Here is a 23,447-nt window from a genome sequence, read left to right as displayed (position 1 = left end):
CAGGCTGCCCGGGGCGGTGGCGTCCAGCGCTGGTTGATGACAGGGTCAAGGCTGCGCCGCAGGGGCGTGCGGCCACATCGACCGATCGGTCTGAGCAGCTGTCTGTTCGGACAGGGCTTCTGGATGCCCACGCCTGCCGCCGCAGTCAGCCTTGTGGGCAGCCCCGTGCGGGTCGTCCTGCCGACAGGTCCGTGGCCAGGTGGCTGCCTCATCGGTGGAGGTCGGCGGCCGGTGCAGGCTCTACAGTGTCCGCATGACCTCACCCGGCTTCATCCCCGGGCACGGCGCCTACCCCCTCCAGGGGAGTGCACCTGCCTACCCGGCCCGGGCGGGTGTGCCTGCCTACCCGGTCCCGGCAGCCCCGCCTGCCTACCCGATCCCCGATGCTTCTGCGACGGCCCCGCCCTGTGCGGCTGCCCCTGGTACGGGTGCGCTGGCAGGGTCCCCCTACCCCGCCTACCACCTCCCTGCCCCGGCCCCCCGGCCTCGGCTCGCAGCCGTCGTGGGCAGGGTGGCGCGGGAGACCGGGCTGCTCCTCCTGTGCTTGTTCGCCAGCCTGATAAGCCTGGGATCCATCATGTCCCACGAGGAGGTGCTCACTGGCCGCCCGATGCGGGCACTGCCCGGCCTGGGGCTCATAGGCCTCGCCCTGGTGCTCCTGGCGGCCTTGTTCGCGCGTCACAGGTGGCCCGTCGCCGTCACCGTGGTCTCCTCTGTCGCTGGCCTGCTCACCGGGTTGGATACGACGGTAGGGCTGGTCGCCATGACCACCGTCGTACGGCGGGCCGGCTCCGTGCGCGACCCGGCTCCCTGGGTGGTCGGCCTCGTGCTGGGTGCCGGGACCTGGCGGGCCATCGGCCGCGACACGGTGCAGGCAGTCACCGGCAACTCCGTGGTGGGGATCTTGGCCTTTGACCAGAGCAACGGTGTGGGAACCCTCCACGGGAGCACCGCCCCCGCCCTGACCCTGCTCGTCATGGCCCTGCCCGTGGTCACCGGGCTGTTGCTGCGCGCCCGCGACGGCGAGCGGAGTGCCCGCCAGCGCGCCCGGGCCGCCGCTGCCGCCTCCGCCCAGGCCGCGCGCACCGCCCAGGAGCAGGCCAGGGTCTCTACCCACCTGGCTGAGCGCGTGGACCTGCAGGAGGAGCGGGAGCGCGTGGCCCGGGAGGTGCACGACGGGCTGGGGCACCGCCTGTCCCTGCTCGCCCTGCACGCCGCAGTCCTTGAGGCCGCAGCCCAGCCCAGTGAGCCGCAGGAGGAGGCCGACGGCCAGGTGGGGGCGGGTGGCTCGCAGGAGGCGGACGTCCTGGCCCGGGCCGTGGGTCCGGACCAGGACGTGCCCACGGACCACGCGCGGGAGGCGGCCCGACTGGTCCGTGAGGAGGCGGAGACCGCTATGCGGGACCTGCGCTCGCTCCTGACGGTGCTGCGTGAGCCTGTGGGCGCTGCCGAGCCTGCGCCGCGCCTGGCGGACCTGGCTGGCATGGTGGACGACGTCCTGGCTGCCCGGCAGCCTGTCACCTCCTCGATCTTCCTTGACCGCGCTGACCAGGCCGACGACGTCTTGTCCCGGGCCGTCTACCGGATCGTGCAGGAGTGCCTGACCAACGCCCGCAGGCACGCCCCGGGGCGCACCGTGAGGCTGCGGGTGGAGGGAGGGCCGACCACTGGCATTGACATCACCTGCTCCAACGCGGTGGACGTCGGGGCGCAGGCAGTCGGTGAGGCTGCAGGGGAGGCTGAGGCTGTGGGCGGGGCACGGGGAACGGGTGCGGGCGCAGGCAGCGGGACGGGGCTGCGCGGGATGGCCAAGCGTGCCGAGATCTGCGGGGGCACTTTCCAGGCCGGTCCGGACGGCCAGGGCAGCTTTGTGGTGCGCAGCCACCTGCCGTGGCGGCCCGCCCCGACGTGAGAATGGGTGCGGGCTGCCTTGCTGGTACGTAGACTGGGCAGGTGCACACAACGGAGCCCGGTGCGACCACCTCGGGGCCTGTCCGGATCATCGTCGTTGACGACGACCCGCTGACCCGATCGGCCATCCTGCCTCTCCTGCGCCCCCGGGAGGAGTTTGAGGTCGTGGCGCAGGCCGACGACGGTCAGGAGGCGGTCCATGCCGTCGCCCACCACCGCGCAGACGTGGTGCTCATGGACCTGGGGATGCCGGTCATGGACGGTATCGAGGCCACCCGGCGCATCTGTGCGGCCGCGGGCCACCCCCACGTGGTTGCCCTGACCACGTGGGACGTGGACGACGCGGTGGTGCGTGCCATCGAGGCCGGGGCCGAGGGCTACCTGCTCAAGGTCTCTGCCCCCAAGGAGCTGGTGCCCGGCCTGCGACGGGTCGTGGCTGGAGACAGCCCCCTGTCGCCCGGGGCCATGCGCACGCTCCTGGCACACGTGCGCTCCCGGGGGCAGGCGGTGGCCTCAGGCGGGGTAGGCAGGGCCGCTGCCGGGCCTGGGAGCCTGGCGGAGGCCGGGAGCCCCTGCGCCGGGCTGCCTGGTACCGGGCAGGCGGGTGCCGGGGCGCCCCGCACTCGGCTGTCGTGGTCTGGGGGGACCGTGCCGTCCGGTGAGGGCGGGGCCAGGCTGACTGACCGGGAGCGTGAGGTGGTCCAGGCGGCTGCGGAGGGCCTGACCACCGAGCAGATCGCGGCCCGGCTCTACGTCTCCGCCTCCACGGTCAAGACCCACCTGCGCAGCGCCCAGGAGCGGATGGGCGCCAGCAACCGTGTCCAGCTCGCCGTCCTGGCGGAGCGGGCCGGGCTGCTGGGGCAGGTCCTCGGGTAGCCGCCGGGGCTGGCAGGCCGCCTGCCGAGGTAGGGGCGGGTGAGCGGGTCTCCCGGCCCGGCTGCCGGGAGCCGTCCGCGCCTCAGCCCTGTGAGGCCACTGTCCAGCGGATACCGCGGTGGGCGTCGGACTCGGCCTCGTCAACCAGCGCCACGGCCATGTCCTCTGCGGAGACCCGGGGACCGGCGGGGCTGTCCGTGGCCTGGGTGTAGGTCCCGGTGCGCTGCCCGGGCTCGATCGTCGGGGCCGGGGCCACGACAGACCAGGCAAAGGCAGAGCCCGCGCCCCGGTAGAGCTCCAGGACCTGGGCGTAGGCGTTGGCCTCGGGGTAGACCTCCGCCGGGAAGTCGGGCGTGTCCTTGATGAGCTGGCCGGAGCCGGGCTCAGTCTCCAGCGCTCCTGCGCCGCCGACCACGACCAGTCGTCCGAGCGGCTCGGCGGTCAGGGACTCCACCAGCGCCCGGTGCTCGTCGATCGTGGGCTGGACCGGTCCGCCGGTGCGGTCAGGTGAGGTCGTGATGATGACGACGTCGTTGTCGGCCAGCAGACGGCGCACGGCCTCAACGTCGGAGAGCCGGGTGACGATGTCTGTCGTGGCGTCGGCGGCAGGCCTGCCCGAGCGGGTGGCGCTGGTGACCTCGTGTCCGCGAGAGGCCGCCTCGGTGACGGTGCGCGACCCGACCATCCCGGTTCCGCCGATGACTGCGATCTTCATGGTTCCTCCTAAAGGTGTGGCGGCTGTCCTGTCCCGCCTCTGCTGGCGGCAGGTGCTGTGATGGTATGTTCTAGATACTAGATACCTCAAGGAAACTACGAGAAGCTCCGAGGCTTTTATGACTGATACAACGTCTTACGTCACTGAGGACCGTCGTGCTGGTCCACTTATCGACTATGACGTCATGTCTCCGCGCTGTCCCTCGCGCACGGTCTTGCGCCACGTCGTGAACCGCTGGTCTCCCCTGGTGGTCATGGCCCTGCACGACGGCCCCCTGCGCTTCTCCGACCTGCGCTGTCGCGTTGGTGGGGTGACCCCCAAGGTCCTGACCCAGACGCTGCGCTCCATGGAGCGTGACGGTCTGCTGGAGCGCACCGAGACCAGTGGCGTGCCGCCGCGCGTGGACTACGGGCTGACCCCTCTGGGTGCCACGCTGCGCGGGCCGATGACGACACTGCGGACTTGGGCGCAGGACCACGCCGACCAGGTCCTGGCCGCCCGGGAGGCCTACGACGCGGCGGGTGCTCCATGAGGGAGGCCAGAGGGCAGCATGTCGAGGACTACGGGACGCTTGTGGCCCAGACGCTGGCCTGGGCCGTTGACGACGCCAGGCGCTATCTCTCCGACTCCGAGCTCGCACGGCTTACCCCCACCGGGCGGGTCGAGGCGGACCGTCGGCTGCTGGACACCCTGCTGACCCTGCGCGAGCCTGGCACCGTGCCGTCGCAGGCCGCTGACGCCATCGGTGCCCTCCTGGACGCCGAGGCCCGGGACAGGGGCGTGGTTGACGTCGCCACCCTGCCGCGGGTGGCCAGTAGCGGGCCGCTGTCTGCGATGGCTCTGTGGCAGGGCGACATCACGCGCCTACGTGTGGGCGCTGTCGTCAACGCTGCCAACAGCGCTCTGCTGGGCTGCCGGGTCCCTGGCCACGCCTGCATCGACAACGCCATCCACGCCGCCGCCGGGCCGTGGCTGCGCAACGCCTGCGCTGAGCACGTACGTGCCCAGGGGGCGCCTGAGCCCACTGGTACCGCCGTCCTCACCCCCGGCTTCAGCCTGCCCGCCCAGGCCGTTATCCACACGGTTGGCCCGGTCGTCTCCGGCGGTGAGCCTACAGAGGAGAACGCCCGCCTGCTGGCCTCCTGCTACCGCTCCTGCCTGGAGACGGCCTGGAGTGCCGGGCTGGACAGCATCGCCTTGTGCTCGGTGTCCACCGGAGCCTTCGGGTACCCGGTCGAGCAGGCCGCCAGGGTGGCGCTGACGGAGGTCCTTGACTGGCTGGGCGAGCACGGGGATAGCGCAGGAGCGGCGGAGGCCTCTGGTCCTGCGGTGGGGGCGGTCAGGGCATGCTCGTCGTCATCGACACCTTCTCCCAGCGTGACACTCAGGTGTACCAGGGCCTTCTGGAGGAGTACCAGGGCCGCTAGCGGGGTGGTCCTGCCAGGAACGCAGGTGCCCGCTGCCAGCCGCCGGGTAGCCGCGCCTGTTACCCCCCGGGCTCGCCACCACTCGCACGGCCTTGCCGCAGAGGCGACCAAATCCTCAAGAGCAGCCGAATCCTCCTAGATGACTGACGTGCCGGTCGTTCTGTGAGGATTCTATGAGGATTCGCTACATCGCGGGGCTACCGAGGCGGCTCGAGCCGGTTCAGGGAGTTGGAGCCGTTCGGCGGTCTCCGAGCCTGCTGAGCCTGTGCCCAGACCTCCCCGCAGGCGGGACTGGTGCAATTCGTGATTGCCCTGTGGGGCAGCAATGAGCGTGCTTGGTGCCGTGGGCCACAACCAGGTGCCGGCTTCAAGACGTACAGCGTGGGGGCGCTGTCGACGTGGTGGAGACTGAGGTGCTGGTGCTCCTGGTCAGGCCAGTACCCGTGCCACCACCTTGCGCAGCTCGTCGGCCCACAGCACCAGGGAGGCCATGGTCACCACGACTGCCCAGTGGGTCAGGTCCAGGGAACGGGTGGAGAAGGCCGTCTGGAGCAGGGGCACCTCCACCACGGCGACCTGGAGCAGCACGGCCAGGAGGACAGAGCCCCACAGCCACTTGTTGACAAAGAGGTGGCTGAAGGCGCTCACCCGCTCTGAGCGTGAGTTGAGGGTGTTGAACAGCTGGGCCAGCACAAGGGTGGTGAAGGCCGCCGTGCGGGCCGTGTCCAGGTCGTCGGTGGACAGGCTGGTCTGGATGAGCCCCCCGGGCAGGAAGAGGTCCAGGGTTCCCAGGGTGGCGGTAGCCATGACCGCTCCCACCAGTAGCACTCCGACCCACATAGTGCCATCTACCACACGGTCGTCAGGCTTGCGCGGCGGGCGTCCCATAACGTCCTCGACGCTGGGGTCCACCCCCATGGCTAGGGCCGGTCCTGAGTCGGTGACCAGGTTGATCCACAGAATCTGGGTGGCCAGCAGGGGCAGCACTACGTCAGTCCCTGAGTTCTGGGACAACCCGATGGCCCCGGCCAGCACCACGCCGCTGAAGACAGTGAGCACCTCCCCCATGTTGGAGGACAGCAGGAACCGCAGGAACTTCTTGATGTTGTCGAAGATGCGCCGCCCCTCGCGCACCGCGTCCACGATGGTGGCGAAGTTGTCGTCAGCCAGCACCATGGCGGCGGCCTCCTTGGTCACCTGAGTGCCGGTGATCCCCATAGCCACACCGATGTCGGCGGCTCGCAGGGCGGGAGCATCGTTGACGCCGTCGCCGGTCATGGACACCGTGTGGCCCTGGGAGCGCAGGGCGTGGACGATCCGCATCTTGTGCTCGGGCGCCACCCGGGCGTAGACGTTGGCCTCGGCGACGGCGGCGTCCAGCGCGTTCTCGTCCATCGTGCTCAGCTCGCGGCCGGTCACCACTCGCGCTCCGCGCTCGGCCAGACCCAGGTCGGCGGCGATGCGCCCGGCGGTGGCCGGGTGGTCCCCGGTAATCATGAGGACGCGTACCCCGGCGCGGTGGGCCTCGGCGACGGCGGTGGCTGCCTCGGGGCGGGGCGGGTCGATGATGCCCACGACGCCGGCCATGACCAGGTCGTGCTCCAGGTCGGAGAGGTCAGAGCGCTCTGCAGGGGCATCTGCAGGGACGGCGGCCGTGACGGAGGGGCTGTGCGCGGAGCCTGTGGTCTGCGGGGAGCCTGGGGTTTCAGCCGCAGCGGTTGTGCCGCCTGCTCCCGTCCCGTGCGAGATCGCGCTCACACGCTCAGCCTCCTCCTGGCTGAGCACCCGGTAGGCCACTGCCAGGGTGCGCAGGGCCCGGCCGGACATGTCCGTGACGTGATTGGTGAGGCGGGTGGCCAGCTTCTCATCCAGGACGGTGGCGGTACCGTCCACGCGGACCCGTGTACAGCGTTCCAGGAGTACGTCGGGTGCTCCCTTGGACACGAGGATGGTGCCGTGCCTGGCGTCGCTGTACAGCACGGACATCATCTTGCGCTCGGAGGTGAAGGGGATCTCGCCCACACGGGTGAAGCGTCCCTGGCGGCTCCCGTCGGTGCCGAGCTTTCTCTCCGCCACGAGGAAGGCGCCTTCGGTGGGGTCGCCGATGACGCTCCACACCTCGTCGGTCACGCTCAGCTCAGCGTCTGAGGCCATCGCCCCGCCGGAGAGCACCACCGTGACCTCGTCGGCCAGCGCACCTGCCAGGGGCTCAGGGTCGGGACGGCCGTCGCGGTCGGCGTCGGGGGCTACCTGGCCGGTAGGGGCGTAGCCGGTCCCGGTGACTACAGCGGTTCCCGAGGCGGTGACCACCTCCTGGACGGTCATCTGCGAGCGAGTGAGCGTGCCGGTCTTGTCCGAGCAGATGACCGAAGCCGACCCGAGGGTCTCCACGCTGGTCAGCTTCTTGACCACCGCCCGGTGCAGGGCCAGGCGCTGGACTCCCAGTGCCAGGACCACTGACAGGATGGCGGGCAGCCCCTCAGGTACTGCGGCCACCGCCAGGGACACGCCCAGCAGCAGGGCCTGGATGACAGTCTCGGCGCTGCGGTCGCTGGCCAGGGCCAAGAGGGTGCTCACCACGACCACCGCGATAACGACGACGATGACTCCCAGCATCCTGGAGATCTGGTGGATCTCCTTCTGTAGCGGGGTCGGCTCCTCCTCGACGGACTCCAGCATCTGGGCGATGGCGCCCATCTCCGTGTCGGCCCCGGTGGCCACGACGACGGCCCGGCCGGTGCCCTGGGCCACAGCAGTGCCGCGGTAGACCATGCAGGTGCGGTCGGCCAGGTCCGTGTCGGGACCGACCGGGTCTGGTGTCTTGGTGACGGCCTCGGCCTCGCCAGTCAGGGAGGACTCCACCACGCGCAGGGTGGCTGTCTCCAGCAGGCGGGCGTCGGCTCCCACCTGGTCCCCCTCGGACAGGAGCAGGACGTCCCCGACGACGAGCTCGGAGGAGGGCACGACGAGCCGTGATCCGTCACGTAGGACGGTTGAGGTGGCCCGGGTCATTTCTGACAGGGCTGCGACAGCGTCAGCGGCCTTGCTCTCCTGGACGAGGCCGATCACGGCGTTGAGGATGACAACGGCCAGGATGACGAGCGAGTCGACCGGGACCCCGTGAGATCCCTCCAGGGCCCAGGCGGCGGCGGAGATGACCACAGCGACCAGCAGCAGGTGGATGAGCGGGTCGTTGAGCTGGGACAGGAGGCGCCTCCACGCAGGTACGGCAGGTGCGGACGGCAGGTCATTGGGGCCGTCGGCGGCCAGGCGCCGGGACGCCTCGGTGGCGGTCAGCCCTGTAGTGGTCGTTGTGCCCAGGTCTGAGACCACCGAGGAGGCGAGGCGGGAGAAAGGCACGGCAGTACCGGTGTCCTGAGCTGTCCTGGAAGTCATGAGCCCGCATCCCAGCAGGAGTAGTTTCTCCTGGCAAGCCTGACACTGTGGGCAGGGGAAAGATAGGAGGGGTGTCACAAGTGCTGACGACGGTGCGCAGTACCTGGAAGCGCCCGGAAGTGGATGCCGCCGGGAGAGTCCTGACGCTGTCTGGGCTGTCGGCCCCCGTGGGCAGCCATCGCACATGCCGTCCACGGGAGCCGACGTTCTCCGGGCGCCCGCGCAAAAGACTATCGCGGACCAGGTAGGCCTTTTGTCATGAGTCTCCTAGTGCGGGTGAGCTTTTTGTCATCACCCACGTCCTGGTCCTGTCTCAGCCGCAGCCCGGTCCTGCCGGTGCGCCTGTGCCGTGCGCCGCTGCACCGGTGAGAGCCTAGACTGCTCGTGTGTCCTTGGTCGCGTAGAGAGCCCGGGCTGGTGGGAGTGCCCGGGCTCGGGCCCACGCAGCTCGGTGTCGGCCCGGACTGACCTTGAGGGCAGCTGACGCGCGGGAGCGGCTGGCAGGCCCGGTACGGCGGGGTAGTCCAGGGCGGGCGTGGTGAGCGTCCTGGGACAGTCCTGCCCACTCTTCTGGCGTGCCGGGTCGAGGTGTCCGGGTGTACCTCACAGCGCGAGTAACAGGCAAGGCTACTATCCTCGTACGAACGGGCTCCGTGCAGGAGGTCCGTCGGGCAGGCGTCGCCTACCGTCTGCTGGTACCGGCAGGTGCTGAGGCGGTGTCAGTCGAGACCGACCGAAACCGGTTGGTGTCAACCGATGTCATGGCCGTCAACTGAAGCGAGGAGCGCGTGGCAGACAACATGAACCCGGGTGGCTCTCGTCCTAGCGGCAAGAAGCTGGCTCAGGTGGCGAGCGCTGAGCGCGAGGGGACTGACTCCTCTGCGGCATCCACCCGTACGTTTCCCCGTCTTCCTTGGGCCCGCAGGTCTGCGGACCGGGCCCGGGGGGCGGGTACGGCTGTGTCGGCTGCGGCTGGTAGCGTCGCAGCCTCAGGAGCCAAGGCACGACGTCGTTTCCTCAACTACCCGCGCGCCGGAAAGGGGCCGGTCCGGCGCTGGCTTCCGAGCTGGCGCTTTGTCATGGGAAGCTTCCTCTTCCTGGTCCTGGCCGTGGTCGGCACCTTCGCCTACGCCTACGCCACCATCAGGGTCCCTGAGCCCAACGAGTTCGCCCTGGCGCAGGCCACGACCGTCTACTACTCCGACGGAACCACCGCGATGGGTAAGTTTGCCGAGCACAACCGGAAGGTGGTGGACGCTGACTCCCTGCCGGACTACGTGGGCAACGCCGTGGTGGCCTCTGAGGACCGCTCCTTCTACTCCAACAGCGGTGTGGACCCCAGGGGCATTGCCCGAGCCCTGTGGAACAACCTCCGTGGGGGCGAGACCCAGGGTGCGTCCACGTTGACGCAGCAGTACGTCAAGAACTACTACGTTGACACTACCAGCTCCTACTTCGGCAAGTTCCAGCAGGCCATCATGGCCATCAAGATCGACCAGCAGCAGTCGAAGGAGGAGATCCTGGGCGCCTACCTCAACACCGTCTACTACGGGAGGGGTGCCTACGGCATCGAGACTGCGGCTCAGGCGTTCTTCGACAAGTCTGCGGCGGACCTGACCGTCTCGGAGGCAGCCCTGCTGGCCGGTGTCCTACCCTCTCCCAGCTCCTGGGACCCTGCGGTGGACCCGGACCAGGCTGAGGTCCGGTGGGAACGGGTCATGGACTACATGCTCGAGGATGACTACATCACCCAGGAGGAGTACGACTCCGCGGCCTTCCCGGAGACGGTTACGCCGAGTACAGAGCAGGTCTACGCCGGCACCAACGGCTACCTGCTGCAGATGGTGCGCGCCGAGCTCCAGGAGAAGGCCGGCCTGAGCGAGGAGGAGATCGACACCGGTGGCTTTCAGATTGTCACCACGATCGACAAGACCGACCAGGACGCGGCCGTCGCTTCTGCCCAGGGTCTGCCGGAGGGGCACTCGGAGAACCTGCACGTGGCCCTGGTCTCCGTCGATGCCTCAACCGGGGGAATCCTGTCCCTGTACGGGGGGGAGGACTACCTGACGAACCAGGTCAACACCGCGACCGACGCCATGGCCCAGGCTGGGTCCACCTACAAGCCCTTCGCGCTGGTGGCGGCGCTGGAGAACGGGGCGACCCTGGCTAACGGATACGTGGGTGACTCGCCCATGACCATTGCGGGCCACCAGTTCCAGAACTACCAGAACGCCTCCTACGGCTGGTCGGACCTGGTGAAGTCCACTGCCCACTCGATCAACACTCCCTACCTCCAGCTCAACCAGGACGTGGGGCCCGAGCTGACGAACGAGGCGGCCGTCCGCGCCGGCTACCCGGAGGACACCCAGGGGATGAACGACTATATCCAGAACGTGCTGGGCTCGGCCTCTCCGCACACGATCGACATCGCCGGGGCCTACTCCACCTTTGCGGCCCAAGGGGTCAAGCGCGACACCCACATTGTGGACACCGTAAAGAACTCGGAGGACGCGGTCGCCTACGCGGCCCCCACGGAGGGCTCCCAGGAGTTTGATGAGGGGGTCATGGCGGACGCGGACTACGCCCTCCAGCAGGTGGTCAACGAGGGGAGCGCGACCAAGGTGCTCGCCCTGGGGCGCCCTATCGCAGCCAAGACCGGCTCCTCCTCGGACAACAAGTCCGCCCAGTTCGTCGGCTTCACCCCGCAGGTGGTGACTGCCGTGACTCTCTACCAGTCGGGTGAGGACGGGACGGAGGAGTCGATCACTCCCTGGGGCGAGTACAGCGAGATTACCGGCTCCACCTACCCGGCTGACATCTTTGTGGACTACATGTCGGTGGCCCTGGAGGATGTTCCTGTTGAGGCCTTCCCCGAGCGCACGGCTGGTTCCTACACCCGCGGTGCGATTCACGGGGAGGCGGGCGAGGTTGCCGAGGACTACCAGCAGCCCTCCACCGACTCCGGGTCTCAGGACCAGGCGCCCGTAGAGGAGGCCCCTGTAGAGGAGGCCCCTGTAGAGGAGGCCCCTGTAGAGGAGCCTGCTACCGAGGCGCCTGCTACCGAGGCACCTGCTACCGAGGCACCTGCTCAGCCGACGGTTGAGGCCCCAGTCACTCAGGAACCTGTGCAGCCGCCGGTGGAGCAGGAGGATCCGGGCGGTTCCGGGGGCGATGGCACTGACCCGGGCGGTGGCACTGACTCGGGCGGTGGCACTGACTCGGGCGGTAACTCTGGTGGTGGAGGGGGTGCTGAGCTGCCGGACAGTCCGCCCGAGTCCGAGACGGAGTAATTTTAGGGCGGCGACTGACCACTAATCCCTGCGCCCTGGGGGCACTCCCCCGGCTCTGCCGTCTTCCGGCTCAGCTGCTGGGCCGTGCTCAGGCTCCCGGCCGCTGGCACGGGGCCGTGGGGCGGGCGCTGAGGGGTGCTAGACGCTGTTGACGTGTGGCACGGCACGTCACACCGGCCTGCCGGGTCTTCTCGGCCCTGCCTGGTCTCCGGTAGTCTGGGCCACTGGCTGCGCCGGTCTGCGTCAGCGGGCCTGTACCAGGTCCCCTGCCGCACGGTGCGCCGTACGCATCACCCTCCTGTCACGGAAGGACCGTGACCGCTGAAGACCAGAGGAGGTGGGTACTAAGCATGCGTCACTACGAGATCATGATCATCCTTGACCCTGCTACGGATGAGCGCACTGTCGGCTCCGCGCTGGAGAAGATGCTGCAGGTTGTCCCCAGCAGCGGGGGCACTGTGGACAAGGTCGATATCTGGGGCAAGCGCCGCCTGGCCTACGAGATCAACAAGAAGTCCGAGGGCATCTACGCCGTCGTGGATATGACAGCGACCCCTGAGACCGCTCAGGAGCTCGACCGCCAGCTCGGCCTCAACGAGACTGTCCTGCGTACCAAGCTGCTGCGCCCCGAGGCCTGAGCCCCTACCGGGAACGGAGAAACCTATGGCTGGAGACACTGTCATCACCGTCGTGGGGAACCTGACGGCGGACCCCGAGATGCGCTTCACCCCCTCCGGGGCTGCGGTCGCGTCGTTCACCGTGGCCTCCACGCCGCGTACCTTTGACCGCCAGGCCCAGGAGTGGCGTGACGGGGAGACCCTGTTCATGCGCTGCTCCATCTGGAGGGACGCCGCGGAGAACGTGGCGGAGTCCCTGACCAAGGGCACCCGCGTCATCGTCCAGGGGCGCCTGGTCCAGCGCTCCTTCACCACCCGTGAGGGCGAGAACCGCACCGTGGTGGAGATGCAGGTCGACGAGATCGGCCCTTCTCTGAGGTACGCCAAGGCCCAGGTCACCCGTAACCCCCGCGGTGGTGGCCAGCAGGGCGGCTTCGGTGGTCAGGGGGGTCCCCAGGGCGGTTTCGGCGGCCAGTCGCAGGGTGGTTTTGGCGGCCAGGGAGGCCAGCAGGGCGGCGGCTTTGGTGGCCAGCCCAGCTACAACGCTCCGGCTGGTGGCGCCCCGACGACCCCTGGGCCACGGGCGGCTCCACGTCGTTCGGGGACGAGCCCCCGTTCTGACCGGCATCGCGTCCAGCGCGCTGCTCTCCGTGGACGTCACTGGCACTGTTGACGCTACTGGCCTCCTCCCCCGTCCCCACTCACCCGAAAAATCATCTCGTAGAGCGCCCAGGCGCTCAGACCAAGGAGTACCACTATGGCGAAGCCCCAACTTCGCAAGCCCAAGAAGAAGGTCAGCCCGGTTAAGACCGTCAAGGTCGGCAGGATCGACTACAAGGACACAGCAACCCTGCGCAAGTTCATCTCCGACCGTGGCAAGATTCGTGCCCGCCGTGTCACGGGCGTCTCTGTCCAGGACCAGCGCAAGATCGCCAAGGCTGTGAAGAACGCCCGGGAGATGGCGCTGCTTCCCTACTCGAGCTCGGCTCGCTGACAGGAGGCTGTTGAGATGACAACCAAGCTGATCCTCACCCATGACGTGGCCCACCTGGGTGCCGCAGGCGAGGTCGTAGAGGTTAAGGACGGATACGCCCGTAACTACCTGGTACCCCGCAAGTTGGCCACACCCTGGACCAAGGGTGCCCAACGCCAGATTGACCAGATGAACGAGGCGCGGCGTCGTCGGGCCATCCACTCCCTTGACCAGGCCCATGCGGCCCGCGACTGGCTCAATGGGAACGTCGTGACCGTGACGGCCCGGGCCGGCGCCGGCGGACGCCTCTTTGGCGCAGTGACCACGGCTGCGCTGGCCGAGGCAGTCAAGGAGGCAGGTGGTCCTGATGTCGACCGTCGCAAGATCGACATGACTCCTCCTATCAAGTCCACCGGCCGCCACAGCGGCTCAGTGCGCCTGCACGCTGACGTCGTCGCCCGTCTTGAGGTCAATGTCGTCGCAGCCCGCTAAGCGGGCGGGTGACTGACCAGCGACACCCCCACCGGGCCTGCCCTACCACCTGCCTGTGGCACGCAGGTGGTAGGGCAGGCCCGGTACTGCGTGATGGTAGGTCGGGCTGGAGGCCGGGCCTGAAGGCCTGGGGTGCGCTTGGGCGTACCTGGGGATGCCTGCACCTGCCGGTCCGACTCGCGTGTTCCGGCTACCTTCGCCAGGCGCTCCCGCGTGTGCGTAGACCGGTGGTGACTGCTCTGGCACCCATGAACACCCACGCGAAGGCGACCCACAGCCACAGCAGGCCAGGGGCAGGCACACTGCTGCCGAGGTCGTCAGCAGGCCAGGTACGACTGACCACGATCGCCAGAGGCACGTAGGGCACCAGCGTCATCAGGCCAGCACGGGCGAGGTAACGGCCGTCCCCCGCCCCCATGAGGACGCCGTCGAACAGGTAGACGGCCCCGGCCAGGGGCATGGCAGAGGCGGCGACCAGAAGACTCGGCACTGCCGTGAGGACCACGGCCGACTCCGAGGTGAACAGGCGAGGAAGCCAGGGGCTGGACACGGCGACAACCATGCCGATACCGGTCCCGGTCACCACCCCCCACGCCAGTGTCCGGCGCAAGACGTCATCCACCTGCCAGATTGCCTCCTCCCGGCTGGTCTCTGCCCACCGCCCGTGCTGCGGGTCGGCCAGGGCCTCAGTACCGGCTCCTGGGCTGGGGCCTCTGGCCGGAGCGGGCTGGGAGGCTCGTGATGCCTCCGCCTGTCCCAGGGAGGTGCCCACCAGTGCCTGGGCGGCGATCGCCAGGGCATCCAGCGCAAAGGCGGCGAGGTTCCACACGGCGGTCACTACCTGGTGGGCGGCTAGTGCTGTGGGCCCCTGTGCCGTCGCGGCCCACACGGTGACCAGGATGGCGGTGCGCAGGCTGAGGGTGCGCACCAGGAGCGGCAGCCCGTTGCCCAGCGAGGCACGAAGACCCGCGCGCCGAGGCGCCACGGGAACACCCCGGGCACGAGCGGCTCTGACCAGGGGCCGTACCAGCGCCAGGGCCATCAGGGTCTGGGCCAGAGCTGTCCCTGCGCCGGAGCCGACGATCCCCAGGCCCAGGCCGTAGACCAGGGCGGCATTGAGGACGACGTTGAGCAGAGCCCCTGCTGTTGCTACGACAAAAGGTGTGCGGGTGTCCAACAGTCCTCGCAGCGTGCCGGTAGCCGCCAGGACCACAAGCATGCCCGGCAGACCGGGGGCAGAGGCCCACAGGTAGGAGCGGGCTGCCTGAGCCACCTGCGCCTGGGCTCCCATCGCCTCGACGAGCCAGGGGGCGGTGGCAGCCAGGGCTACCGCGCCCGCTGCACCCAGGACCAGGCCGAGCCAGATGCCGTCAAGCCCGGCTCGCAGGCCGTCGGCCTGGCGCCCCGCTCCCAGGAGCCTGGCTGTGGTGGCTGTCGTCGCATAGGCGAGAAACACGAACAGGCCCACGGTGGTCGTCAGCACAGTCGAGGCCAGGGACAGCCCCGCCAGGCTGGCAGTCCCCAGGTGGCCCACCATGGCCGAGTCTATGAGGACGAAGACCGGCTCGGCGACGAGCGCCCCCAGCGCGGGTACCGCCAGGGACAAGATACGGCGGTTCAGGCTAGGGACGGTGGGAGCGGCGTGCACGGTGTCATTGTGTCCTACTGTGCCCACTGCGGTGGCGGCAGACATCGTCGCTCATAAGTGGGGGTGACCTTGGGGAAAACTGTTGACAATCTGGTGATCGGAGGCTGCGCGGGGCTGTAGACCTCAACCTCGACGTGACCTTTGTCCACAGAGATTCCCACCTTTCCACAGACCCACATTGTGATCCGGTGGGAAGTTCCTATAGGTGTCCTGGGCTCACTTTTGCCTGCTATGACAAGGGTTTGATGGATGTGTTCCGATGGTCACCACCTCCGGTCCCCACGGCTGTCCCCATGACATCAGGGTGGCGTCCCCAAGCCTGTGGGTGGAGTCCACAGGTCTATGGGTGTTCTCCCCAGGATGTCCGGCCTGAGGGTTTGCGAGTGCGATCCATTGGCGCTATGGTCTCGCGCGCGCGAGGCTCGGCAGTGCTGGCAGCAGCAACGGCAGCAGCGCCGATAGCGGCGTCAGTACCGTTGCTGGAACCCGCGGTCAGGGGCTCGTGCGGGTGGGAGTCCGACGCTCGTCCCCCGGGGCTCCTACGGATCCACCCGTGCCGGGTGGCGCCGGGTCATGTCTAGGAGCGGGTTCACGCAGGGGCGCAGGAAGGCGGGTTCAGATGGACGGAACGGACGGGACGGAGGCTGCGGGGGAGACTGTCTCCTCCCGGGGGGACTCTGCATTCGACCGGCTCCCTCCCCAGGACCTTGACGCCGAGATGGCCACGCTGGGCGGGATGCTGCTGAGCAAGGAGGCCATCACCGACGTCATTGAGGTGCTGCGCGGCCCTGAGTTCTACCGCTCGGCCCACGAGCTGGTCTTTGATGCGATCGTCGAGATCTACAATCGGTCCGAGCCCGCCGACCCTCTCATCGTTGCCGACGAGCTGGCCAAGCGGGGCGAGCTGGAACGTGTCGGCGGCGCCTCCTACTTGGCCTCGCTCATGGCCACGGTCCCTACCGCCGCCAACGCCGCCTACTACGCACGCATCGTCAAGGAGAAGTTCCTCATGCGCGGCCTGGTCCAGGCCGGGACCCGCATCACCCAGCTCGGCTACTCTACGGACGCCGGTGACATCGATGAGCTGGTGACCCTGGCCGAGGCCGAGGTCTACGCCGTAGCCCACAACGAGGGTGAGCGGGAGGACTACCTCCCGGTGGCGGACCTCCTGGGGGAGGCCAACCTGGAGATCGAGGCCGCCCAGAACCGCGACAACGGGGTGCTCACCGGGGTACCCACCGGGTTCCTGGAGCTCGACGAGCTGACCGGGGGCCTCCATCCCGGCCAGATGGTCATCGTCGCCGCGCGCCCAGCCATGGGCAAGTCCACCCTGGCCGTGGACTTCTGCCGCAGCGCCTCCATCCACCACGGCATCACCAGCTGCTACTTCTCCCTGGAGATGGGGCGCATGGAGCTCATGATGCGCATCCTGGCCGCCGAGTCCGGGGTGGACATGAACAAGCTGCGTGGCTCGCGCCAGATGGAGGACCGGGACTGGACTGACGTGGCCGTGGCCTACAACCCGGTCTCCAACGCGCCGCTGTTCATCGACGACTCCCCCAACCTCACCATGCCCCAGATACGCTCCAAGGCCCTGCGGATGCGCCAGCAGCACAACCTAGGCGTCATGGTGGTTGACTACCTCCAGCTCATGAGCTCGGGCAAGCGGGTGGAGTCGCGCCAGCAGGAGGTCTCAGAGTTCTCCCGCTCGCTGAAGCTCCTGGCCAAGGAGCTGGAGATCCCCGTCATTGCCGTGGCCCAGCTCAACCGTGGTCCCGAGCAGCGCACCGGCAACAAGCCGCAGATGTCGGACCTGCGCGAGTCCGGATCCCTGGAGCAGGACGCCGACATCATCATGCTGCTGCACCGGCCCGAGTACTACAACCAGGAGGAGCGTCCCGGAGAGGCGGACATTATCGTCGCCAAGCACCGCAACGGGCAGACCCGCTCCATCCCGGTGGCCTTCCAGGGGCACCTGTCGAGGTTCGCCAACATGGCCCGCGATATCACTCCCGAGCCCGCCTACGTGTGAGGGCGGGGGCGGGCGGCGGCCTGCCGGGTGTGTCACCGCCTGCCTTGCCGGGTACCAGGCTGGAACCTCCGCAGAGGGAAGGGCTGGGACGACTCTCTACCTCATGGACTGACACGGGGACTGCGTGAGAGTAAAGTGCCGCAGCGTCAGGCCCGGTTTCCCCGGGAGCCGCTCCCCGGGACCTGCTCCGCCCCATACATGAGAGGACGTATAGCGTGGCCGCATCCTTTGAGGCGTCCCTTTCTGTCCTGGCAAAAGCCCGGTTCCCGATTATCTATGTCGAGACCTTTGAGGAGAGGCGGGCGCTTGCCGCAATCCGGGAGACGCTGGAGGCCGGGCCGGCGCTGGCGTCCTCGCGCCCGGTACACACCTGGAGCTGTACCGCAGGTCTTGTTGGCCCGGAAGGAAAGGTGGCACCTGGAACGACTGATCCCAGCAGGGCGCTTGATGCGGCAATGGAGACCCGGGAGTCTGCAACCTTTGTGTTCCTTGACCTGCACGCGCACCTGGGGGACGGGACTCGCCCGGCGGATGCAGGAGTTGTGCGAAAGCTGAGGGAGGCCGCGGCTGAGTTCCAGCGCGGGGAGCTGCGGCGCACGATTATCATCCTCGCTCCGATACGGCGGATTCCGGCCGAGCTGGAGAAAGACATTCACCTTCTCGACTTCCCGCTTCCGGACGAGGTTGAAATCCGTAGTATTCTTGACCAGCTCATCATGGACAACGCCGGGAACCGACGTCTCGAGATCGACCTGGCGGAGACGGACAAGGACCGCCTGGTGAGAGCGGCTGTCGGGCTCACGGAGACGGAGGCGGAAGGGGCTCTCGCCCTGGCGATGGCTGAGGACGGCCGACTTGACGCCAGTGACGTGGAGACCGTTCTTCAGGAGAAGAAGCAGGCGGTGCGCAAGAGCGGTCTGCTTGACTACATCGACACCGATATCGATCTTGACGGCGTGGGCGGCCTTGACAACCTTAAAAGATGGCTGAGCCGCAGGGACGGGTCGTGGCTGGCGGAAGCGCGCTACTACGGCGTTCCTGCCCCCCGTGGTGTCTTGATTACCGGGGTTCCTGGCTGTGGAAAGTCGTTGACAGCCAAGGCGGTGGCGTCGGCGTGGTGCCTCCCTCTGCTGCGGCTCGACGTCGGCAAGATGTTCTCGGGGCTTGTCGGCTCCAGCGAGTCGAACCTGCGCTCGGCAATTCGTTCTGCTGAGGCGGCTTCTCCCGCCGTGCTGTGGGTGGACGAGATAGAGAAGGGGTTCTCCGGGGTCGGCGGGAGCGGGGACTCCGGAACCTCCTCCCGCGTCTTCGGTGCCTTCCTCACGTGGATGCAGGAGAAGACGGCCCCGGTCTTCGTCATCGCGACGTCCAACAATGTCCGTGACCTGCCTCCAGAGCTCCTGCGCAAGGGGCGGTTTGACGAGATCTTCTTCGTGGACCTGCCTAACGAGGAGGAACGTGAGCAGATCTGGAGGCTCCATGTTGCCAAGCACGTCCAGGCTGCCGAGCGGCACAGCGACTTCGTGCTTGACAAGGTCTTGCTTGCGAACCTGGTGGCGACCTCTGAGGGATTCTCGGGAGCAGAGATTGAGCAGGCGGTCCTGGATGCCCTGTTCGACGCCTTCGCGAGCCGTCGTGCCCTGACGGGAGACGACCTGGTGAGCGCGGTGAACAGGTCTGTTCCTCTGAGCGTGACGCAGGCGGAGCAGCTGAGCGCTGTCCGGGCGTGGGCGAGTGAGCGCGCGGTGGCTGCGAGCGCGAGGCCGTCCTCCCTCTCCGGGTCCCTGCCTGCGTCTCCTCCTGGGGCCTTTCCCGGGGGGTCGGCTGGTACGTGGTCGGCTACGGCGCGGTCGGGGCCAGGAGGGCCTGGAGGCCTTGCCGGGGATATTGCCGCAGCTGGCCGCCGTGTCGAGTTCTGACCAGTCTGAGCGGAAGGATGAGCGGATGAGTCTTAGCATCACATTGGTCCCCCTGGCCCTGGCCGCTGTGACCGTGGGGCAGGCGTGGCAGGAGGGCAGCACCCCGTCGCACCCGAGGCGGACGGTCGGTGTGAGGTCACGTATGCGTGACGAGGGGCTGCTTGTTGACGCCCTGCATGACCTGGGTGTGTCAGTGCAGCGTACTGAGGAGGGGCGGCTTGCCGGTGCGACCTCCGTTGGTCCCCTTGTCCTGACCCGTGACAGCGACGGGCTGTGGACGATCCACTTTGCTGACCCGGACTCCCCGGATCTTGCGCGCAATTTTGTTGAGGATCTTGACCGCGCCTATGGTCTCAGGGTGCAGCAGGCCGTGGTCCAGCGACTGCGGGACCGTGCTCCTGCCGCTGGTATGCGTATCGAGTCCGAGACTGTTGATGACGACCGTGTTGTCACCTTGATGATGGAGGTAGGGGCGAGATGAGTGCGCGGAGGTACCTCAAGGTCTCAGTGGGGCCTGACGGCACGGTGGATGCCGAGACGATCGGCTTCGTCGGCTCTTCCTGTCTTCCGCAGGTCGGCGTTCTTGAGGATATCCTTGAGGCGGTCGCGACAGAGAGCGCGTTTACGGCTGACTACTACGCGGCCCAGGGCGTGAGCCAGCAGGATACTACTGAGGAGACCACTGTTGCCGGTCGACAGAATTGACGCCCTGCTGGCTCAGAAGCCCTTCGGGTGGAGGCTCAGGCACTCCGCCTGGATAGTTGTTGTTGCCGCCGGTCTGGGGATATTTTCCTTTCTTGGGTGGATCTGGGCCGGCATGATGGTGCAGTCCAGGCGGTTCTGGTGCGTTGTGGCCGTCTGGCTCGTTCTTACCACTGGCTTGTGGTTCTCCTCTGGCTATGACGACGTGCCGGAGTATGCCTCCCTCATGGAGAACATGTTCGGGGCGCTCATGTTTATCTGCTGGATCGGGGGGACCTCCCACGCACTCATCATGCGGCGTACAGTCCTTCGTGCCGTCATGAAGCGTGAGGACGCGCTTGCGCGGCTGGTAGGGCGTGACACTGGCCTAGGGTGGGGTGATCCCCTCTTCTCGGGTGGCAGAACGCCATCCGAGGCCCAGTGGTCCCGCTCCCAGGACCTTTATCGGGCTGGTGGAGGGTCTGCGGCGTCGCCTGCCGACCTGAGCCTCGGGTCGTCTGATCTTGGAATTGACATGTCGCGGTACTACGGGCACCACGAGGCTTCGGCTGAATCGCCGGCTGACCCATTCAAGGAGGTCTCGGTTCCGGGCGCTGATGAACGCCGCTCCTCCCGACGGCAGGTAGACATTTCGACAGGCGTAGTTGACGCCAACGCCGCTGGGGCCTCGGAGCTGGAGACCATCGGCTCTCTTGACGCAGAGGCGATCAACAGGATCCTTGAAGCCCGCCAGCGGCTCGGGGGCTTTCGCGACCTTGACGACCTGGTGTCCGCGGCCGACCTCCAGCCTCACCAGGTCTTTCGGATGCGTGAGCGGGTCGTCTTCAGCGAGTTCTCGAAGAACGAGGAGGCCAGGAAGGGTGGTGAGCCCAGCAGGGGCAGTGAGTCCGGGAAGGACCGGGGCGGTCAGCGCGGTCGCCTGCTTGACCTGTGATGAGTGACCCTATTCTGCTCGCTCGTCTTCTTGAGCGGACGAGGGCCGAGGGGCCGGGGCTGCGTACCGCCTTGTGGGTGCAAGGCTGCACAATTCGGTGCAGAGGGTGCTTCAACCCCCACCTGTGGGGAAAGCGGGGCGGTACACCCGTCGAGCCCGACAGCCTCCTTCAACGGATTCCCGAGGATGTCGAGGGTGTTACCTTCCTTGGGGGCGAGCCCTTCGAGCAGCCAGAGGCTCTTGCGCGGCTTGCCTACCTTGTGCGGCGTCGCGGCCAGACGGTCATGACCTTTACCGGTTACTGGCTGGAGAGGCTCAGGTGCTCCCGCGCTCCCGGCGTCGCAGGGCTTCTGGCGAACACGGACCTTCTTGTTGACGGGCCCTTTGACATCGCGGTGCCTGACCACCGGCGCCCCTGGGTCGGGTCGGTCAACCAGCGGTTCCACGCTCTGACTCCACGATACGCCAGGCTCGTCTCACGCCTTGACTCTGTCCCGGACCGGCTTGAGGTGCGTGTTGACCCTACTGGCGCGGTCAGCGTCAACGGCTGGGCTAGCACCGACGCCCTTGACGCCCTTCTTGAAAGGCTCTAGCCAAGACTCCGCGCTCGGATCGCATCCGAGCGCGTGGTCAGGCCCTCGGTCTCGCAGCCGTGCCTCAATCTGCTGGTCGGAGACGGCTTGCTGCCAAGGTTGTGCTCGCCCACGCCCTGGTCCGCGATGACGGCCGAGACCCACACGGTGAAGCCGCCCAGGTCGGCAGCCGTGACCTGCTTGTGCGTGCGCTGCGCGGCTGCCCGCGCTAGCCCGGGCAGCACACCTGGGAGGGTGACGGCAGCCCGAACCGGATACGCCCAGGTGTCGGCCTCCCCTGCCTCGGTGCAGCCAGCCGCCTACCCCGGTTCCGCAGGCAGTGGCGGTGTCACTACGCGCAGCCGCAGCCTGCTCAGCACTGCGCTGAGCACCAGCAGGACGGCGGTGACGGCCACTGCGTGGCCCACGCCCCTGGCCAGGTAGTCGCCTGCCTGCGCTCCCAGGGGCTCCACGACGTAGCTGGCCAGCTCGCGGGCGGACCACAGGGGCAGGATCCGGGTCCACTCCTCCTCAGGGTCGACCAGCAGCTGGACAGCCATGACTGCGAGCAGGAGCATCGCCCCCTCCAGGTCCCGGGGGACTAGCGCCGCCACCAGTGAGCCCAGCGGCACGGCTGCGGTCGCGGTCAGCACCAGCATGACGACCACGGCGCCTGGGTGCTCCAGGTCGTCGCCCGCAGTACCCAGCACCAGGGCGGCGTAGACCACAGCCACCACCCACCCCAGCAGGAGGACGGCCAGGTGGCACCCGGCCCACAGCGACTGTGGACGCGCCCCGGCCACCACCAGCCGCCGGTCGATGAGGCGTGAGGAGACCTGGGTGAACAGGGCCAGGGTCGCCACAGCCCACCCCAAGCCCATAGCCAGCAGGCGCAGCGCCGTCCAGTGGGTGTCCAGGCGGACCAGGTAAAAGGTCAGCGGCAGCAGCAGGGTCAGTGCGAGCGCTCCCCGGCGGCGAAACAGCTCGTGCACAGTGACCTGCGCGACCAGCCCGGCCATGGAGGGAGTCGTCGCTGGCGTTCTCATCGGTGTGCCTCCTGTGTCCTCTCGTCAAGGGCGGCCAGCTCGATGACCTGGTCCACCCGGTCGACGTCGCGCAGCAGGTGGGTGACCAGAAGGATGGCGGTGCCCGCCCGGCTCCAGGTCCTGATCAGCTCCCACAGGTCCTCGTAGGCTGTGGAGTCCAGGCCCTGGTAGGGCTCGTCAAGAAGAAGGAGGTGAGGGGCGTCGAGCTGGGCGAGGCTGAGGCTGACCTTCTGCTGGGTCCCGCCGGACAGCGTGCCCACAGTCTGGGCGCCCCGGGCGTTCCACCCCAGGGTGGAGAGGAGCCGGTATCCGGTGGCACGGGCTCGGGAGCCTGTGGCCCCGCGCGCGCACCCGAACAGGCTGAGGTGCTCGTCGACGGTAAGCAGCGGAGCCAGGGCGTCGCGCTGGGGAGCGTATCCGAAGCTTTGGCAGCGCTCCACCTGACCGCTGGTTGGCCTGAGGATCCCGGCACAGACCTGGAGCAGGGAGGACTTGCCGGCGCCGTTGGTCCCGACTACCGCCAGGACCTCCCCGCGACGCAGCTCCAGGCTTACCTGGTCCAGGACAGCCCGCCGCCCCCGACGTAGGCAGATGTCAGTCAGGCGGAGGACGACCTCCTGAGGCGGCATAGGGGGAAGCGGCTGCCGGGCAGGCTCGCTGCTGCGCAGGGCGGCAGCAAGCTCGCGGGCGTAGAGGGCGGCCGGTCCGTACATCTCTGCTGGTGGCAGGTCTGCCGCCTCGACCTCCAGCCGAGTGTCCGTCTCCAGCTGCTCGCGCTGCTGGGCGGTTACGCCCAGGGAGGTCAGCTCGGTGGTGAAGGAGCGCAGCCAGTCGGAGGAGGCTGGGTGGTCCCGGGAGGTCTTGGGGCGTAGCCACGGGTTGTTGAGGGGCACCGTT

General features: G+C 68.2%; 20 protein-coding genes and 1 pseudogene. 15 read left to right on the top strand and 6 right to left on the bottom strand.

The features are described 5' to 3' along the window. Positions 1 to 253: 253 nt before the first annotated feature. Both D5R93_RS12765 and D5R93_RS12760 read left to right on the top strand, forming a co-directional pair. On the top strand, positions 254 to 1,912 hold the full coding sequence (locus D5R93_RS12765) for a sensor histidine kinase (RefSeq protein ID WP_243106821.1): 1,659 nt from the start codon (positions 254 to 256) through the stop codon (positions 1,910 to 1,912). Positions 1,913 to 1,953: 41 nt separating this feature from the next. Next, positions 1,954 to 2,787, top strand: a complete 834-nt coding sequence (locus D5R93_RS12760; protein ID WP_120205600.1) for a response regulator transcription factor — start codon at positions 1,954 to 1,956, stop codon at positions 2,785 to 2,787. An 82-nt stretch (positions 2,788 to 2,869) separates the two neighbouring features. On the opposite strand, the gene D5R93_RS12755 is transcribed toward D5R93_RS12760, so the two are convergent. After that, entirely contained in the window at positions 2,870 to 3,502 is a 633-nt protein-coding gene (locus D5R93_RS12755) for an NAD(P)-dependent oxidoreductase (RefSeq protein WP_119835403.1), read from the bottom strand. A 118-nt stretch (positions 3,503 to 3,620) separates the two neighbouring features. Here D5R93_RS12755 and D5R93_RS12750 point away from each other — a divergent pair, with 118 nt between their 5' ends. Both D5R93_RS12750 and D5R93_RS12745 read left to right on the top strand, forming a co-directional pair. Next, a complete protein-coding gene (locus D5R93_RS12750) occupies positions 3,621 to 4,034 on the top strand; it encodes a winged helix-turn-helix transcriptional regulator (protein ID WP_120205597.1) in 414 nt (137 codons plus the stop codon). Continuing rightward, entirely contained in the window at positions 4,031 to 5,068 is a 1,038-nt protein-coding gene (locus tag D5R93_RS12745; protein ID WP_243106820.1) for a macro domain-containing protein, read from the top strand. The genes D5R93_RS12750 and D5R93_RS12745 overlap by 4 nt, the downstream gene beginning before the upstream one ends. 290 nt (positions 5,069 to 5,358) lie before the next feature. Here the strand turns inward: D5R93_RS12745 and D5R93_RS12740 are convergent, their stop codons facing one another. Then, positions 5,359 to 8,325 (bottom strand): cation-translocating P-type ATPase, encoded by a 2,967-nt coding sequence (locus tag D5R93_RS12740; RefSeq protein ID WP_120205595.1) that lies wholly within the window; start codon positions 8,323 to 8,325, stop codon positions 5,359 to 5,361. Positions 8,326 to 9,113: 788 nt separating this feature from the next. Between D5R93_RS12740 and D5R93_RS12730 the strand changes: the two genes are divergently transcribed. The 5 genes and pseudogenes from D5R93_RS12730 (at position 9,114) to rplI (ending at position 13,697) form a co-directional block, all read left to right on the top strand. Further along, complete coding sequence (locus D5R93_RS12730) at positions 9,114 to 11,615, top strand: transglycosylase domain-containing protein (protein ID WP_120205592.1); 2,502 nt, start codon at positions 9,114 to 9,116, stop codon at positions 11,613 to 11,615. A 350-nt stretch (positions 11,616 to 11,965) separates the two neighbouring features. Continuing rightward, positions 11,966 to 12,253 carry a 30S ribosomal protein S6 gene (gene rpsF, locus D5R93_RS12725; protein ID WP_120205590.1) on the top strand — a complete coding sequence of 96 codons (288 nt, stop codon included), beginning with the start codon at positions 11,966 to 11,968 and terminating at the stop codon, positions 12,251 to 12,253. A 25-nt stretch (positions 12,254 to 12,278) separates the two neighbouring features. After that, positions 12,279 to 12,853 (top strand): annotated as a pseudogene (locus D5R93_RS12720) (single-stranded DNA-binding protein). 136 nt (positions 12,854 to 12,989) lie between these two features. After that, positions 12,990 to 13,226, top strand: coding sequence for a 30S ribosomal protein S18 (gene rpsR / locus D5R93_RS12715; protein ID WP_119835410.1), 237 nt, complete (start codon positions 12,990 to 12,992; stop codon positions 13,224 to 13,226). Positions 13,227 to 13,241: 15 nt separating this feature from the next. Next, entirely contained in the window at positions 13,242 to 13,697 is a 456-nt protein-coding gene (gene rplI / locus D5R93_RS12710) for a 50S ribosomal protein L9 (protein ID WP_120205587.1), read from the top strand. 190 nt (positions 13,698 to 13,887) lie between these two features. On the opposite strand, the gene D5R93_RS12705 is transcribed toward rplI, so the two are convergent. Beyond that, positions 13,888 to 15,390 (bottom strand): MATE family efflux transporter, encoded by a 1,503-nt coding sequence (locus D5R93_RS12705; RefSeq protein WP_120205585.1) that lies wholly within the window; start codon positions 15,388 to 15,390, stop codon positions 13,888 to 13,890. 574 nt (positions 15,391 to 15,964) lie between these two features. Between D5R93_RS12705 and dnaB the strand changes: the two genes are divergently transcribed. The 6 genes from dnaB (at position 15,965) to D5R93_RS12675 (ending at position 21,525) form a co-directional block, all read left to right on the top strand. Continuing rightward, positions 15,965 to 17,377, top strand: coding sequence for a replicative DNA helicase (dnaB, locus tag D5R93_RS12700; RefSeq protein WP_120205582.1), 1,413 nt, complete (start codon positions 15,965 to 15,967; stop codon positions 17,375 to 17,377). Between the two features lie 215 nt (positions 17,378 to 17,592). Next, on the top strand, positions 17,593 to 19,296 hold the full coding sequence (locus D5R93_RS12695) for an AAA family ATPase (protein ID WP_205570061.1): 1,704 nt from the start codon (positions 17,593 to 17,595) through the stop codon (positions 19,294 to 19,296). Positions 19,297 to 19,321: 25 nt separating this feature from the next. After that, complete coding sequence (locus D5R93_RS12690; RefSeq protein WP_119835414.1) at positions 19,322 to 19,777, top strand: hypothetical protein; 456 nt, start codon at positions 19,322 to 19,324, stop codon at positions 19,775 to 19,777. Beyond that, positions 19,774 to 20,001: a DUF2997 domain-containing protein gene (locus D5R93_RS12685; protein WP_119835415.1), complete on the top strand. Its 228-nt coding sequence runs from the start codon at positions 19,774 to 19,776 to the stop codon at positions 19,999 to 20,001. Before D5R93_RS12690 ends, D5R93_RS12685 begins: the two co-directional genes overlap by 4 nt. Then, complete coding sequence (locus D5R93_RS12680) at positions 19,982 to 20,932, top strand: ComEA family DNA-binding protein (RefSeq protein WP_162933981.1); 951 nt, start codon at positions 19,982 to 19,984, stop codon at positions 20,930 to 20,932. The genes D5R93_RS12685 and D5R93_RS12680 overlap by 20 nt, the downstream gene beginning before the upstream one ends. Further along, positions 20,932 to 21,525, top strand: a complete 594-nt coding sequence (locus D5R93_RS12675; protein ID WP_119835604.1) for a 4Fe-4S single cluster domain-containing protein — start codon at positions 20,932 to 20,934, stop codon at positions 21,523 to 21,525. Before D5R93_RS12680 ends, D5R93_RS12675 begins: the two co-directional genes overlap by 1 nt. Here the strand turns inward: D5R93_RS12675 and D5R93_RS12670 are convergent. The 3 genes from D5R93_RS12670 to D5R93_RS12660 form a co-directional block, all read right to left on the bottom strand. Beyond that, a complete protein-coding gene (locus D5R93_RS12670) occupies positions 21,522 to 21,749 on the bottom strand; it encodes a hypothetical protein (RefSeq protein ID WP_120205575.1) in 228 nt (75 codons plus the stop codon). The two genes, D5R93_RS12675 and D5R93_RS12670, sit on opposite strands and share 4 nt — an antisense overlap. Positions 21,750 to 21,824: 75 nt before the next feature. Continuing rightward, on the bottom strand, positions 21,825 to 22,550 hold the full coding sequence (locus D5R93_RS12665; protein ID WP_243106818.1) for an ABC transporter permease: 726 nt from the start codon (positions 22,548 to 22,550) through the stop codon (positions 21,825 to 21,827). Then, positions 22,547 to 23,443: an ATP-binding cassette domain-containing protein gene (locus tag D5R93_RS12660; protein WP_182911322.1), complete on the bottom strand. Its 897-nt coding sequence runs from the start codon at positions 23,441 to 23,443 to the stop codon at positions 22,547 to 22,549. Before D5R93_RS12660 ends, D5R93_RS12665 begins: the two co-directional genes overlap by 4 nt. Between the last annotated feature and the right edge of the window lie 4 nt (positions 23,444 to 23,447).

Origin of the sequence: Actinomyces lilanjuaniae (assembly GCF_003606385.1) — a bacterium.
GTDB classification, from domain to species: domain Bacteria; phylum Actinomycetota; class Actinomycetes; order Actinomycetales; family Actinomycetaceae; genus Actinomyces; species Actinomyces lilanjuaniae.
Note: the sequence above shows the minus strand (reverse complement) of the source record. Positions and strands in the feature narration are given on the sequence as shown.